This window comes from Pseudomonas citronellolis (assembly GCF_029335315.1).
Classification (GTDB): Bacteria; Pseudomonadota; Gammaproteobacteria; order Pseudomonadales; family Pseudomonadaceae; genus Pseudomonas; species Pseudomonas citronellolis_A.
On record NZ_JARJLT010000393.1, the window covers coordinates 1 to 13,200 of the forward strand.

Annotated in this window: 14 protein-coding genes; 8 read left to right on the forward strand and 6 right to left on the reverse strand. The window is 69.7% G+C overall.

From position 1 onward, the window contains the following. Both P3W75_RS30055 and def read right to left on the reverse strand, forming a co-directional pair. Window positions 1-332 (reverse strand): methionyl-tRNA formyltransferase (locus P3W75_RS30055; protein WP_276230974.1); only part of this gene is annotated, 332 nt, incomplete at its 3' end. Window positions 333-392: 60 nt separating this feature from the next. Beyond that, entirely contained in the window at window positions 393-899 is a 507-nt protein-coding gene (gene def / locus P3W75_RS30060; protein ID WP_276230975.1) for a peptide deformylase, read from the reverse strand. 137 nt (window positions 900-1,036) lie between these two features. Between def and P3W75_RS30065 the strand changes: the two genes are divergently transcribed. From P3W75_RS30065 to P3W75_RS30075, 3 genes are all read left to right on the forward strand, one after another. Next, window positions 1,037-2,062 (forward strand): LysM peptidoglycan-binding domain-containing protein, encoded by a 1,026-nt coding sequence (locus P3W75_RS30065; protein ID WP_276230976.1) that lies wholly within the window; start codon window positions 1,037-1,039, stop codon window positions 2,060-2,062. A gap of 139 nt (window positions 2,063-2,201) precedes the next feature. Next, on the forward strand, window positions 2,202-3,293 hold the full coding sequence (gene dprA, locus P3W75_RS30070) for a DNA-processing protein DprA (RefSeq protein ID WP_276230977.1): 1,092 nt from the start codon (window positions 2,202-2,204) through the stop codon (window positions 3,291-3,293). A 44-nt stretch (window positions 3,294-3,337) separates the two neighbouring features. Further along, on the forward strand, window positions 3,338-3,895 hold the full coding sequence (locus P3W75_RS30075; RefSeq protein ID WP_276230978.1) for an L-threonylcarbamoyladenylate synthase: 558 nt from the start codon (window positions 3,338-3,340) through the stop codon (window positions 3,893-3,895). 81 nt (window positions 3,896-3,976) lie between these two features. Here P3W75_RS30075 and P3W75_RS30080 read toward each other — a convergent pair whose 3' ends face one another. Beyond that, entirely contained in the window at window positions 3,977-4,954 is a 978-nt protein-coding gene (locus P3W75_RS30080; protein ID WP_276230979.1) for an NADPH:quinone reductase, read from the reverse strand. A gap of 181 nt (window positions 4,955-5,135) precedes the next feature. On the opposite strand from P3W75_RS30080, the gene hemF reads away from it, so the two are divergent. Then, the gene (gene hemF / locus P3W75_RS30085) at window positions 5,136-6,050 is read left to right on the forward strand and encodes an oxygen-dependent coproporphyrinogen oxidase (RefSeq protein ID WP_276230980.1); all 915 of its coding nucleotides are present in this window, start codon (window positions 5,136-5,138) and stop codon (window positions 6,048-6,050) included. Window positions 6,051-6,164: 114 nt separating this feature from the next. Beyond that, complete coding sequence (aroE, locus tag P3W75_RS30090) at window positions 6,165-6,986, forward strand: shikimate dehydrogenase (RefSeq protein ID WP_276230981.1); 822 nt, start codon at window positions 6,165-6,167, stop codon at window positions 6,984-6,986. 169 nt (window positions 6,987-7,155) lie between these two features. Here the strand turns inward: aroE and P3W75_RS30095 are convergent, their stop codons facing one another. The 3 genes from P3W75_RS30095 to betC are packed head-to-tail and all read right to left on the reverse strand — an operon-like array spanning window position 7,156 to window position 11,176. Further along, window positions 7,156-8,703, reverse strand: a complete 1,548-nt coding sequence (locus P3W75_RS30095) for a SulP family inorganic anion transporter (protein ID WP_276230982.1) — start codon at window positions 8,701-8,703, stop codon at window positions 7,156-7,158. A gap of 7 nt (window positions 8,704-8,710) precedes the next feature. Next, window positions 8,711-9,631: a choline ABC transporter substrate-binding protein gene (choX, locus tag P3W75_RS30100; protein ID WP_276230983.1), complete on the reverse strand. Its 921-nt coding sequence runs from the start codon at window positions 9,629-9,631 to the stop codon at window positions 8,711-8,713. Between the two features lie 36 nt (window positions 9,632-9,667). Beyond that, on the reverse strand, window positions 9,668-11,176 hold the full coding sequence (gene betC, locus P3W75_RS30105) for a choline-sulfatase (protein ID WP_276230984.1): 1,509 nt from the start codon (window positions 11,174-11,176) through the stop codon (window positions 9,668-9,670). A 113-nt stretch (window positions 11,177-11,289) separates the two neighbouring features. On the opposite strand from betC, the gene P3W75_RS30110 reads away from it, so the two are divergent. The 3 genes from P3W75_RS30110 (at window position 11,290) to P3W75_RS30120 (ending at window position 13,147) form a co-directional block, all read left to right on the forward strand. Beyond that, complete coding sequence (locus tag P3W75_RS30110; protein ID WP_276230985.1) at window positions 11,290-12,201, forward strand: choline sulfate utilization transcriptional regulator; 912 nt, start codon at window positions 11,290-11,292, stop codon at window positions 12,199-12,201. Then, window positions 12,198-12,533 carry a DOPA 4,5-dioxygenase family protein gene (locus P3W75_RS30115; RefSeq protein ID WP_276230986.1) on the forward strand — a complete coding sequence of 112 codons (336 nt, stop codon included), beginning with the start codon at window positions 12,198-12,200 and terminating at the stop codon, window positions 12,531-12,533. The genes P3W75_RS30110 and P3W75_RS30115 overlap by 4 nt, the downstream gene beginning before the upstream one ends. Before the next feature lie 92 nt (window positions 12,534-12,625). Beyond that, window positions 12,626-13,147 (forward strand): sigma-70 family RNA polymerase sigma factor, encoded by a 522-nt coding sequence (locus P3W75_RS30120; RefSeq protein WP_276230987.1) that lies wholly within the window; start codon window positions 12,626-12,628, stop codon window positions 13,145-13,147. The last annotated feature ends 53 nt before the right edge of the window (window positions 13,148-13,200 follow it).

Sequence of the window (13,200 nt, forward strand, 5' to 3'; positions counted from 1 at the left end):
TGGCTGTTGATGCAGCCCAGGCGCGGGATGTCGAGCACCGCCTGGGGCAGGATCAGGCCGTAGGCGACCACCACCATCAGGTCCGCCTGCAGCGCCGCCAGTTCGGCCTGGGCGTCGGCGTCACGCAGGGTCGGCGGCTGCAGCACCGGCAGGCCATGCTGCACGGCGAGCTGCTTGACCGGGCTGGGCATCAGCTTCTGGCCGCGGCCGGCCGGGCGGTCCGGCTGGGTGTAGACGGCGACGATCTGGTGCGGGGTGTCGAGCAGCGCCTTGAGGTGCTCGGCGGCGAATTCCGGGGTTCCGGCGAAGACGATGCGCAATGCTTGGCTCATGCGGTGGCTCGCTACAAAGAAAAAAGGCTTGCCGGGGCAAGCCTTTGGGAATGGGGGGCGTCAGGCGCGCTGGCGATGCTGCTTTTCCAGCTTCTTCTTGATCCGGTCGCGCTTGAGGTTGGACAGGTAGTCGACGAACAGCTTGCCGTTGAGGTGGTCGCACTCGTGCTGGATGCACACCGCCAGCAGCTCGTCGGCGATTTCCTCGAAGGCTTTGCCGTCGCGGTCCAGCGCCTTGATGCGCACGCGCACCGGGCGGTCGACGTTCTCGTAGAAGCCGGGCACCGACAGGCAGCCTTCCTGGTACTCGCCCATCTCTTCGGTGAGCGGTTCCAGTTCGGGGTTGATGTACACGCGCGGCTCGGACTTGTCCTCGGACAGGTCCATCACCACGACGCGCAGGTGAACGTTCACCTGGGTGGCGGCCAGGCCGATGCCGGGCGCCTCGTACATGGTTTCGAACATGTCGTCGACCAGTTGGCGCACGGCGTCGTCGACCACCGCGACCGGCTTGGCGATGGTGCGCAGGCGCGGATCGGGGAATTCGAGGATGTTCAGAATGGCCATATGCGTTTGTGATGCACTTGTGGAATAAAGTAAAAATCGGCTGCTAATATGCTGAGCAGCATCGAAAAACGCTGGAAAGCCCGGTAGGGGCGGCTTTCCGGCGTTTCATGTGTATACATAATAAAGGGATTCACCGCATGAGGAAAACACTACTCGCCGTGCTGCTCCTGGCGGCAGCGAGCGTGGCGCAGGGTGCCGTAGAGCTCAGGGAAGGCCATCCCGACCGCTACACGGTAGTCAAGGGGGATACCCTCTGGGACATTTCCGGCAAGTTCCTGAACAAGCCCTGGAAGTGGCCGGAGATCTGGCAGGTGAATCCGCAGATCCGCAACCCGCACCTGATCTACCCGGGCGACGTGCTCAGCCTGGTGTACATCGACGGGCAGCCGCGCATCGTTCTCAACCGTGGGGCGTCCCACGGCACCATCAAGCTTTCGCCGAAGGTGCGCAGCTCGCCCATCGCCGAGGCGGTGCCGACCATCCCGCTGGACAAGATCAACGCCTTCCTGCTGTCCAACCGCATCGTCGACAGCGAAGCCGACTTCACCGACGCGCCCTACATGGTCGCCGGTGACGCCGAACGCGTGGTCAGCGGCGCCGGCGACCGCGCCTATGCGCGCGGCAAGTCGCTGGTCGAGGAAGGCAGCTACGGCATCTTCCGCCAGGGCAAGGTCTACACCGACGTCGACACCAAGGAAGTCCTCGGCGTCGACGCCATGGACATCGGCAGCGGCCAGGTCACCGCCAAGGAAGACGACGTCGCCACCCTGCGCCTGACCCGCAGCACTCAGGAAGTGCGCCCGGGCGACCGCCTGTTCCCCACCGAGGAGCGCGCCGTCACCTCGATCTTCATGCCCAGCGAGCCGAAGACCGCCATCAAGGGCACCATCATCGACGTGCCGCGCGGCGTGACCCAGATCGGCAAGTACGACGTGGTGACCATCGACAAGGGCAGCCGCGACGGCCTCGAGGAAGGCAACGTGCTGGCGATCTACAAGCTCGGCGAGACCGTGCGTGACCGGGTCAGCGGCGACCTGGTGAAGATTCCCGACGAGCGCTCCGGCCTGGTCATGATCTTCCGCACCTACAACCGCCTCAGCTACGGCCTGGTGCTTACCGCCAACCGTTCGCTGGAAGTGCAGGACAAGGTGCTCAACCCCTGAGTGCAGGTCCGACCTGAAGAACCCCGCTCCGGCGGGGTTCTTCGTTTCTGCCTTCCGCAAACGCCGATGCGTCCTACAGGCGGGGCGGCAGTGGCGCGGCATAGTCGGGACTCCCCTCGCCGCGCCAAGGACTGCCGCCATGCCCCGTGATCCCTCCCCCGCCGAACTGGAGGCGCGCCTGCGCCTGCACGCCCTGCCCGACATGGGCCCGCGCCGCTTCGCCGCGCTGCTCGCGGCCTTTGGTTCCGCCTCCTCGGCGCTGAGCGCGCCGGCGCTGGCCTGGCAGGCGCTGGGCATGCCCCCGGCCAGCGCGCAGGCCCGCCGTAGCGCCGAGGTCCGCGACAGCGCCGCCGCCGCGCTGCGCTGGCTGGAGGCGCCCGGCAGACATCTGCTGATGTGGGACGGCGAGGCCTATCCGGCGCTGCTGGCGGAGCTGGCCGGCGCGCCGCCACTACTGTTCGTCGAGGGCGACCCGGCGCCCCTGCAACGCCCGCAGCTGGCGCTGGTGGGCAGCCGACGGGCCAGCGCGCCGGGCCTGGGCACCGCCCGCGCCTTCGCCCGCAGCCTGGCCGGCGGTGGCTTCGTCATCACCAGCGGCCTGGCCCTGGGCATCGACGGCGCCGCCCACGAAGGCGCGCTGGAGGCCGGGGGCGTGACGCTGGCGGTGCTCGGCAGCGGCCTGCAACGCCTCTACCCGCGCCGCCACCTCGACCTGGCGCGGCGCATCGTCGACGGCGGCGGCGCGCTGCTCTCCGAGTTGCCGCTGGACAGCCCGCCGCAACCGGCCAACTTCCCCCGGCGCAACCGCATCATCAGCGGCCTGTCGCTGGGCGTGCTGGTGGTCGAGGCGAGCCCGGCCAGCGGCTCGCTGATCACCGCGCGGCTGGCCGCCGAGCAGGGTCGCGAGGTCTACGCCATTCCCGGCTCCATCCACCACCCGGGAGCGCGCGGTTGCCATGAGCTGATTCGCCAGGGCGCGACCCTGGTGGAAAGCGTCGACGACATACTCGCCGAGCTGCGGGGCTGGAGCGGGCGGTCGGCGCCGGCCCCGGTCCCGCCGGCGCCGGGCCACCCGCTGCTGGCGCTGTTGCGTGCAGCGCCGCAGAGCGGTGAAGCCCTGGCCGCGAACAGCGGCTGGGAGCTGCCGCGCGTGCTGGCGGCACTGACCGAGCTGGAGCTGGACGGCGCGGTGGCCTGCGAGGCCGGCGTCTGGGTGCATCGCGGCGGTTGAACCCGTAAACTGCCGCGCATTCGTGATTTCCCTGGAGTTCCCCGATGATCAGCAGCTGGCGTGTGCGGCGAGTGGCCAAGATTGTGCGTGACGGCGGCGTCATCGCCTACCCGACCGAAGCGGTCTGGGGCCTGGGCTGCGACCCCTGGAACGAGGACGCGGTGCATCGCCTGTTGGCGATCAAGGAACGGCCGGTGGAGAAGGGCCTGATCCTGGTGGCCGACAACATCCGCCAGTTCGACTTCCTCCTGGCCGACCTGCCGCAGGAATGGCAGGACCGCCTCGGCGCCACCTGGCCCGGCCCCAACACCTGGCTGGTGCCGCACCAGGACCGCCTGCCGGAGTGGATCACCGGCCAGCACAACAGCGTCGCCCTGCGGGTCAGCGAGCACCCGCTGGTGCGCGAGCTGTGCGCGCTCACCGGGCCGCTGGTGTCGACCTCGGCCAACCCCGCCGGGCGCCCCGCGGCGCGTACCCGGCTGCGCGTGGAGCAGTACTTCCGTGGTGAGCTGGACGGCGTGCTCGGCGGCTCCCTGGGCGGGCGCCGCAACCCCAGCGTGATCCGCGACCTGATCAGCGGCCGGACCGTACGCCCGGCCTGAGCCGGCATCCTGCCCAACCCGTAGGAGCGCGCCCTGCGCGCGAATCGCGGGCGCGGCCCGCTCCTACAGGGTGGGCTTCCCTCAAGGCAACAGGATGGTCGAGCCGGTAGTGCGTCGCGCCGCCAGTTCGGTCTGCGCCTTGGCCGCGTCGGCCAGGGCGTAGCGCTGGTTGATCTCCACCTTGAGCTTGCCCGAGGCGAGCATGCCGAACAGGTCCTCGGCCATCGCCTGCAGGCGTTCCGGGGTGTTGGCGTAGCCGAACAGGGTCGGGCGGGTGACGAACAGCGAGCCCTTCTGCGCCAGCACGCCGAGGTTGACCCCGTCCACCGCGCCGGAGGCGTTGCCGAAGCTGACGATCAGCCCGCGCTGCGCGGCGCAGTCCAGGGAGATCGGCCAGGTGTCCTTGCCCACCGAGTCGTAGACCACCGGGACCTTCTTGCCATCGGTCAGCGCCAGCACTCGCTCGACCACGTTCTCGCGGCTGTAGTCGATGGTTTCCCAGGCGCCGTGGGCCTTGGCCAGCGCCGCCTTTTCCGGCGAGCCGACGGTGCCGATCAGCTTCACCCCGAGGGCCTTGGCCCACTGGCAGGCGATCAGGCCCACGCCACCGGCGGCGGCGTGCCAGAGGATGGTCTGGCCGGGCTGCGCGTTGTAGGTCTGGCGCAGCAGGTACTGCACGGTCAGGCCCTTGAGCATCACCGCGGCGGCGGTCTCGAAGTCGATGGCGTCGGGCAGCTTCACCACGCTGGCCGCCGGCAGCACGTGCAGTTCGCTGTAGGAACCCAGCGGCCCGGTGGCGTAGCCGACGCGGTCGCCGACCTTGACGTTGCTCACCTCGCTGCCCACCGCCTCCACTTCGCCGGCGCCTTCGGTGCCGAGGCCGGAGGGCATGGCCGGGGCCGGGTAGAGGCCGCTGCGGAAGTAGGTGTCGATGAAGTTCAGGCCGATGGCGCGGTTGCGTACGCGGACTTCCTTCGGGCCTGGCTCGGCCGGGGTGTAGTCGAGGTACTCGAGGACTTCGGGGCCGCCGGTGCGGGCGAACTGGATGCGCTTGGCCATGTCGATCTCCTGCTGCATGCGGTGCCGAAACGTCGGAACCGCTCTGGGAAAAGTCTTTCATCCAATCCGCCCTGTTGATCGCCGTCAAGCGCGGAGTGCGCAGCGGGGATGTTATGCTTGGCGCCCTTTTTCCGGCCTGCGGCCCAAGCGCCGTGCGGCTTTCCCGCTCCAGGGTGATTCCGTGACCGACCGTATCCAGGCCGTCAAGGCCTACCTGCTCGACCTGCAAGACCGCATCTGCGCCGCGCTCGAAGCCGAAGACGGCGACGCCCGCTTCGCCGAGGACGCCTGGGAGCGCCCGGCCGGCGGCGGCGGCCGCACCCGGGTGATCGGCGACGGCGCGCTGATCGAGAAGGGCGGGGTGAACTTCTCCCATGTGTTCGGCGCCGGCTTGCCGCCGTCGGCCAGCGCGCACCGGCCGGAGTTGGCCGGGCGCGGCTTCCAGGCCCTGGGCGTGTCGCTGGTGATCCACCCGCGCAACCCGCATGTGCCGACTTCCCACGCCAACGTGCGCTTCTTCATCGCCGAGAGGGAAGGCGAGGAGCCGGTGTGGTGGTTCGGCGGCGGTTTCGACCTGACCCCCTACTACGCCAACGAGGAAGACTGCGTGCACTGGCACAAGGTCGCCCGCGAGGCCTGCGCGCCCTTCGGCGAGGACGTCTACCCGCGCTACAAGGAGTGGTGCGACCGCTACTTCCACCTGAAGCACCGCAACGAGCCGCGTGGCATCGGCGGCCTGTTCTTCGACGACCTGAACCAGTGGGACTTCGACACCTGCTTCGCCTTCCTGCGGGCCATCGGCGACGCCTACATCGAGGCCTACCTGCCGATCGTGCGCAAGCGCAAGGCCCAGGCCTGGACCGAGCAGCAGCGCGAGTTCCAGGAGTTCCGCCGGGGTCGCTACGTGGAGTTCAACCTGGTCTACGACCGCGGCACCCTGTTCGGCCTGCAGTCCGGCGGGCGCACCGAGTCGATCCTCATGTCGCTGCCGCCACAGGTGCGCTGGGGCTACGACTGGAAAGCCGAGCCGGGCAGCGAGGAAGCGCGCCTGACCGAGTATTTCCTCCAGGATCGCGACTGGCTCGCTGGCCATTGATGGGTATCGCCCAGGCTCCACCCATCCTACGTACACACCCGCAGGATGGCGTTGAGCGCAGCGAAACCCATCGTCACACTCCGCCACAAGAAGAAACTTCCTCCAGGATTTCCCATGGACCGCTATTGCGTCTTCGGCAACCCCATCGGCCACAGCAAGTCGCCGCTGATCCACCGCCTGTTCGCCGAGCAGACCGGCCAGGCACTCACCTATGACGCGCAGCTGGCGCCGCTGGACGACTTCGCCGGGGCCGCCCGCGCCTTCTTCGCCGAGGGCCTGGGCGCCAACGTCACGGTGCCGTTCAAGGAAGACGCCTACCGGCTGTGCGCCGAACTCACCGAGCGCGCCCGCCGCGCCGGCGCGGTGAACACCCTGAAGCGCCTGGACGATGGCCGCCTGCTGGGCGACAACACCGACGGCGCCGGCCTGACCCGCGACCTGGTGGTGAACAATGGCGTGGCCCTGGCCGGCCAGCGCGTGCTGGTGCTGGGCGCCGGCGGCGCGGTGCGCGGCATTTTCGAACCCTTCCTCGCGGAGGGTCCGGCGGCGCTGGTGGTGCTCAACCGCACCGCCGCCAAGGCCGAGCAACTGGCCCGCGAATTCTCCGACCTGGGCGCGGTGCGCGCCGGCGGCTTCGCGCTGCGCGACGAACCCTTCGACCTGATCGTCAATGGCACCTCGGCCAGCCTGGCCGGCGAGCTGCCGCCGATCGACCCGGCGCTGATCCGCCCTGGGCATACCGTCTGCTACGACATGATGTACGGCAAGGAGACCACCGCGTTCAACCGCTGGGCCGCCGAGCACGGCGCGGCGCGCTGCATCGACGGGCTGGGCATGCTGGTGGAACAGGCGGCCGAGGCCTTCGTGCTGTGGCGCGGCGTGCGGCCTGATTCGCGGCCGGTGCTGGACGAGCTGCGCCGGCAACTGGCTGGTTAGGCTCTTCGTAGGAGCGAGCTTGCTCGCGAACCTGCCTCCGCTGCGAGGTCGTTCGCGAGCAAGCTCGCTCCTACAGTGACGTAGGGCGCATAACCGTTCGCGGTTATCCGCCGTCGGCGGGGACACCGGTGCCCGGCAATGGCGGATAACGCCGTAGGCGTTATTCGCCCTACTCAACCTGCAGGACCGCGCCCTCGCCCATCTGTTTCGCCAGTTCCTCACGCACCCTCGGCCGCGCGTGGCGCAGCACCAGGTGGCGGCCCTCGCCCGCCAGCCGGCGGGCTTCCTGTTGCAGCATGTGCGCGCCGGCGAAGTCGATGAAATTGACGTGGCGGGCGTCCAGTACCAGGCGCTGGCCTTGGCTGGCCTGGATCAGCCGCTGCAGGTAGTCGCAGGCGCCGAAGAAGATCGAGCCCTCCACCCGCAGCACCTCCTCTTCCACGGCCTGCCAGCGTTCCACGCGCGGTTGCGAGGTGCGCCGCAGGTAGAGCAGCAGCGAGGCCAGCACCCCCAGGTAGATGGCGTTCTGCAGCGGCAGCAGCAGGGTCGCGGTGGCGGTCAGGGCCATCACCGCGAACTCGCTGCGGCTGCCGCGCCAGAGTGCGCGCAGCGCCGGGCGGTCGACCAGGCCCCAGGCGATCAGCAGGATGCTGCCGGCCATCGCCGGCAGCGGGATATGGGTGATCAGCCCGGCCCCGGCGAGCGCCAGCGCGGCGACCCAGAAGGCGGAGAACACCCCGGCCAGCGGCGTGCGCGCGCCGGCTTCCAGGTTCAGCCCGGAGCGGGTGAAGGAGCCGGCTGAGAGGCTGGCGGAGAACCACGGGCCGATCAGGTTGGACAGGCCCTGGGCGCGGATTTCGCGGTTGGCGTCGAGCACCTGCTGGCTGCGCGCGGCCAGGGTGCGGGCGATCGACAGGCTGGTGACCAGGCCGAGCAGGCCGCAGGCGAGGGCGCCCGGCAGCAGCGCGGCGACGCTGGCCGCGTCCATGCTCAGCGGGCTGAACGGTGGCAGCGCACTGGCAAAAGCCTGCACCCGCGCCACCCCGGCGAACCAGCCGGGCAGCGCCCAGACCGCCAGGCTGGCCGTCAGCAGGCCGACCAGCAGCGCCGGCCAGCGCGGCCGCAACCAGCGGTACAGCAGGCTCGACGCCAGGCTCAGCAGGCCGATGGCCAGGGACGCCGGGTCGCACTCGCCGAGGCGCGCCAGCAGCAGGCTCGCGCCGTCGAGGGCGCTGCCCCGGCCGTGCACTTCCACGCCGAGCAGGTAAGGCAACTGGCCAAGGGCGATGACCAGCGCCGCGCCCAGGGTGAAGCCGAGCATCACCGAGTGCGAGACGAAGTTCAGCAGCACGCCGGCGCGCAGCGCCCCCAGGCCCCATTGCAGCAGGCCGGCGAGGAAGGTCAGCAGCAGTACGTAGTGGATGAACAGCGCGCTGCCCGGCGGCGCCAGCGGCGCCACGGTGGCAAACAGCACCACCGAGATGGCCGCCGTCGGCCCGCCGACCATGTGCCGCGACGAGCCCCACAGGCAGGCGATCGCCACCGGCAGCATGGCCGCGTAAAGCCCGTACTGCGGCGGTAGCCCGGCGATCAGCGCGTAGGCGATGGACTGCGGCAGGGCCAGCACCGCGCCGGCCAGGCCGACCCAGGCCTCCCGCGCCACGCCGCGCGGGCCCAGGCCGGGGAGCCAGGCGAGGAAGGGCAGCCAGCGCGCCATCGGTGGCTCAGAGCCTGGCCTGGACGGCGGCCAGGGCGTCGCCGCCGTCGCGGGTCTTCACCCCCTCCAGCCATTTGCCCAGCGCCTGCGGGTTGGCCTTGATCCAGGCCTTCACCGCGTCGGCGTTCTTCACGTTCTTCTCCAGCACCTCGGCCATGATGGCGTTTTCCATCGGCAGGTCGAAGGCCAGGTTGGCGAGCAGCTTCGCGCTGTTCGGGCATTGTTCGGCGTAGCCCTTGCGGGTCAGGGTGTAGACGCTGCCGGTGCTGCCGAAGTACTTGTCGCCGCCGGTCAGGTACTTCATGTCGTACTTCACGTTCATCGGGTGCGGCGTCCAGCCGAGGAAGACGATCCAGCGCTCGCGCTTCACCGCCCGGCCGACCTCGGCGAGCATCGCCTGCTCGCTGGATTCCACCAGCTTCCAGTCGCCCAGGCCGAACTCGTCGGCGCCGATCATCTTCTGGATCGACTGGTTGGCCGGCGCGCCGGAGCCGATGCCGTAGAGCTTGTGGTTGAACTGTTCGGCGTGCTTGTCGAGGTCGGCGAAGTCCTTCACCCCGGCGTTCCACACGTAACTCGGCACGGCCAGGGTGAACTCGGTGCCCTGCAGGTTCTTCGCCAGTTGGCTGACCTGGCCGCTGGCGACGAACTGGTCGTGGAAACCCTGCTGCGCCGGCATCCAGTTGCCGAGGAAGGCGTCCACCTGGCCGTCGCGCAGGCCGCCGTAGATGATCGGCACGGCGAGGGTGTCGACCTTGGCCTGGTAGCCGAGGCTGTCGAGCAGGAAGCTGGCGACACCGTTGGTCACGGCGATGTCGGTCCAGCCCGGATCGGCCAGTTTCACCGTGGCGCAGGCCTGGTCCTCGGCCCGCGCCTGGCCGGCCAGCGTCACGGCGGCGGCCAGCAGCACTGCGGATAGCTTGGTCATGCTCATCTCCCCTCGGCGTTCTTGGTTGTGGTTATGTCAGGGTCTTGGGTAACGGGCGCGGCGCTCCAGGTCGTCCAGATCGATGTGGTTGCGCATGTATTGCTGGGCTGCGTCGACGAAGGGCTGGTGGTCCCAACTGGTCAGCTTGCCGCGCTGCAGCGCCTCGGCGACGAAGCGCCGGCGGCGCTGGCTGGCCAGCACGCGCCGGGTGATCGCCGGGATGTCCCAGCGCGCCCGGGCCTCGGCCAGGAAGGCGTCGAAGCGTTCGCGGTGGGCGGCCGAGCCGGCCAGGTTCTCCAGCTCGCGCGGGTCGTTGCGCAGGTCGAAGAGCAGGCACGGGTCCTGTTCGGAGTAGACGAACTTGTAGTCGCCGCGACGGATCATCATCAGTGGGCTGAGGGTGCCTTCGGCGGTGTATTCGCCGATCACCTCGTCGTGCCCGCCGCGCCCCTGCAGGTGCGGCAGCAGCGAGCGGCCGTCCAGCTCCAGGCTCGCCGGCAGCTCACCGCCGGCCAGCTCCACCAGGGTTGGCAGCAGGTCGAGGGTCGACACCGACTCGCTCACGTGGCGCGCGGCGAAGCGGCCCGGCGCGTGGATCAGCAGCGGCACGCGGGCGGCCATCTCGAACCAGTGCATCTTGTACCAGAGGCCGCGCTCGCCAAGCATGTCGCCGTGGTCGCCGGAGAACACCACCAGGGTGTCGTCGGCCAGGCCGCAGTCTTCCAGGGTCCTGAGCAGCGCGCCGATCTGCGCGTCGACGTAGCTGCAGGCGCCGAAGTAGGCGCGGCGGGCGTCGCGGATCTTCTCCGCGGGCAGTGGCTTGTCCCACAGGTCGATGACCTTGAGCAGGCGTTGCGAGTGCGGGTCCTGCTCGTGCTGCGCCAGCGCCACCGAGGGCATGGGGATGTCCTCGTCGCGGTACAGGTCCCAGTACTCGCGGGGGATGCTGTAGGGGTCGTGGGGGTGGGTCATGGACACGGTCAGGCAGAACGGTTGCTCGGCATGCTCGCGGACGTGGTCGTAGAGGTACTGGCGCGCCTTGAACACCACTTCCTCGTCGAAATCCAGCTGGTTGGTGCGCACGCAGGGCCCGGCCTGCAGCACCGAGGACATGTTGTGGTACCAGCTGGGGCGCACTTCCGGTTCGTCCCAGTTCACCGCCCAGCCGTAGTCGGCGGGGTAGATGTCGCTGGTCAGGCGCTCCTCGTAGCCGTGCAGCTGGTCCGGGCCGCAGAAGTGCATCTTGCCCGACAGCGCCGTGCGGTAGCCCAGGCGCCGCAGGTGGTGGGCGTAGGTGGGCACGTCGGCGGCGAAGTCGGCGGCGTTGTCCCAGGCGCCGATCCTGGTCGGCAGCTGGCCGCTCACCAGGGTGAAGCGCGAGGGCGCGCACAGCGGGCTGTTGCAGTAGGCGGAGTCGAACACCACGGCGCGCTCGGCCAGGCGCATCAGGTTGGGCATGTGGATCGGCGAGGCGGCGTCGTGCAGCGGCAGCAGGGGCGCGGCCATCTGGTCGGCCATGATGAAGAGGATGTTCGGACGTGGCATGGCGGGACTTATCCTATGCACGGTTGTTATGGAATAGTGCGTGGCTGAAGTGTCCCGCCGCGCCGCCAGGGGGTAAACCGCATGGCCATACATGCTTCGGATAACACCAGCTTATGGATGGCCCACTCGTGAGCCTGCCCCTGGAGCTGCTCCGGGTGTTCGAGTGTGCCGCCCGCGAGCAGGGCTTCACCGCCGCCGCCGCCGAACTGGGCAGCAGCCAGCCGGCGGTGAGCCAGCAGATCAAGCGCCTGGAAAAACTGCTCGGCGCGCGTCTGTTCGACCGTGTGCATCGCGGCATCCTGTTGACCGATGCCGGCCAGCTGCTGCTGCGCCATGTGCAGGCCGGGCTGGCCGAGCTGGAAGCCGGGGTCGCGGCGGTCAGCGCGCAGCCCGCCCAGGAGGTGCTGCAGGTGGCCACCGACTTCGCCTTCGCCGCCTACTGGCTGATGCCGCGCCTGCCGCGCTTCCGCCAGCTGCACCCGGAACTGGACGTCAGCCTGCTGAGCAGCGAGCGCAGCCCGAGCAGCCTGCGCAGCGACGTCGACGTGGCCATCGCCTTCGGCGACGGGCGCTTCAAGCACGGCGAACCGCTGCTGCTGTTCGGCGAGGAGGTGTTCCCGGTGTGCAGCCCGCGCCTGCTCGGCGAGCGCCAGGCGCCGCTGGCGCTGGAGGAATTGCAGCGCCTGCCGCTGCTGCACCTGAAGCCCGAGGCGCACAGCCGCTGGTTCGACTGGCCGGGGCTGTTCCGCGCCCTGGAGCTGCCGCGTCCGCCGGAGCCTTCCGGACTACGCTTCGACAACTACACGCTGCTGGTGCAGGCGGCGATCGCCGGCCAGGGCGTGGCCATCGGCTGGCGCCACCTGGTCGACGAACTGCTGGAGCAGGGGTTACTGTGCCGACCCATCCGCGAGAGCGCGGCGTCGCGCTTCGGTTATTACGCCGTGCTCCCCGAGCGCAAGCGCCGCGCCCGCCTGCTGCAGCCCTTCGTCGACTGGCTGCGCGCCGAACTGGAACAGGACCGATGAACGAACCCGAGATCCACGGCTACCACGCCCACGTCTACTACGACGCCGCCAGCCTCGAGCAGGCCCGCGAACTCTGCGAGGAGGCGGTTCGCCGCTTCGGCGTGAAGATGGGCCGCCTGCACCAGCGCCCGGTCGGCCCGCACCCGGACTGGAGCTGCCAGCTGGCCTTCGGCAACGACACCTTCGCCAGCCTGGTGCCCTGGCTGGCGCTGCACCGCGGCGGCCTGGTGGTGTTCATCCACCCGGACACCGGCGACGACCTGCGCGATCACCGCGACCACGCCATCTGGATGGGCGCGGTGCGGCCGCTGGACCTGTCGATGTTCGGCTGAATTCGATAATGATTCTCGATTCGTTGTATGCTTGCCCGCTTCAGCGGCGGCCCGCCCCCGGCGGGCCGGTATTCCAGGGTATCGCGGTCATCATGCGGCGTTTCGCCTCCTCCAGCCTCCTGCAGAGCTTCCAGGCGCACTATGCGGACCTGCTGCGCTTCCTCGCCCGCCGCCTGGGCGACAACCAGCGCGCCGCCGACGTCGCCCAGGACACCTGGCTGCGCCTGGCCGACCAGCATCCCGAGACCGAAGTGCAGGACCCGCGCGCCTACCTGTTCCGCGTGGCCGGCAACCTGGCCATCGACAACCTGCGCCGCGAAGGCCGGCTGGCCGAGCTGCACGTGGAAGACACGGCGGCCAACGAGGTCAGTGACCCGGTCGCCGGCCTGGAGCGCGCCCTGCTCGCCCGCGAAGCCCTGGAGAACCTCGACGCCGCCCTCGACCGGTTGCCGCCCAAGGCGCGCCAGGCGCTGCTGCTCAACCGCCTGGACGGCCTGACCCACGCGCAGATCGCCAAGCGCCTCGGGGTGTCCGAGAGCATGGTCGGCAAGTACATCGTCCAGGCCATGCGCCACTGCCGCGACCACCTGCACAGCGAGGGGCAGCGGCCATGACGCGCATCGACCTGGAAAACCAGGCCCTCGACTGGCTGGTGGAGCTGCATGCC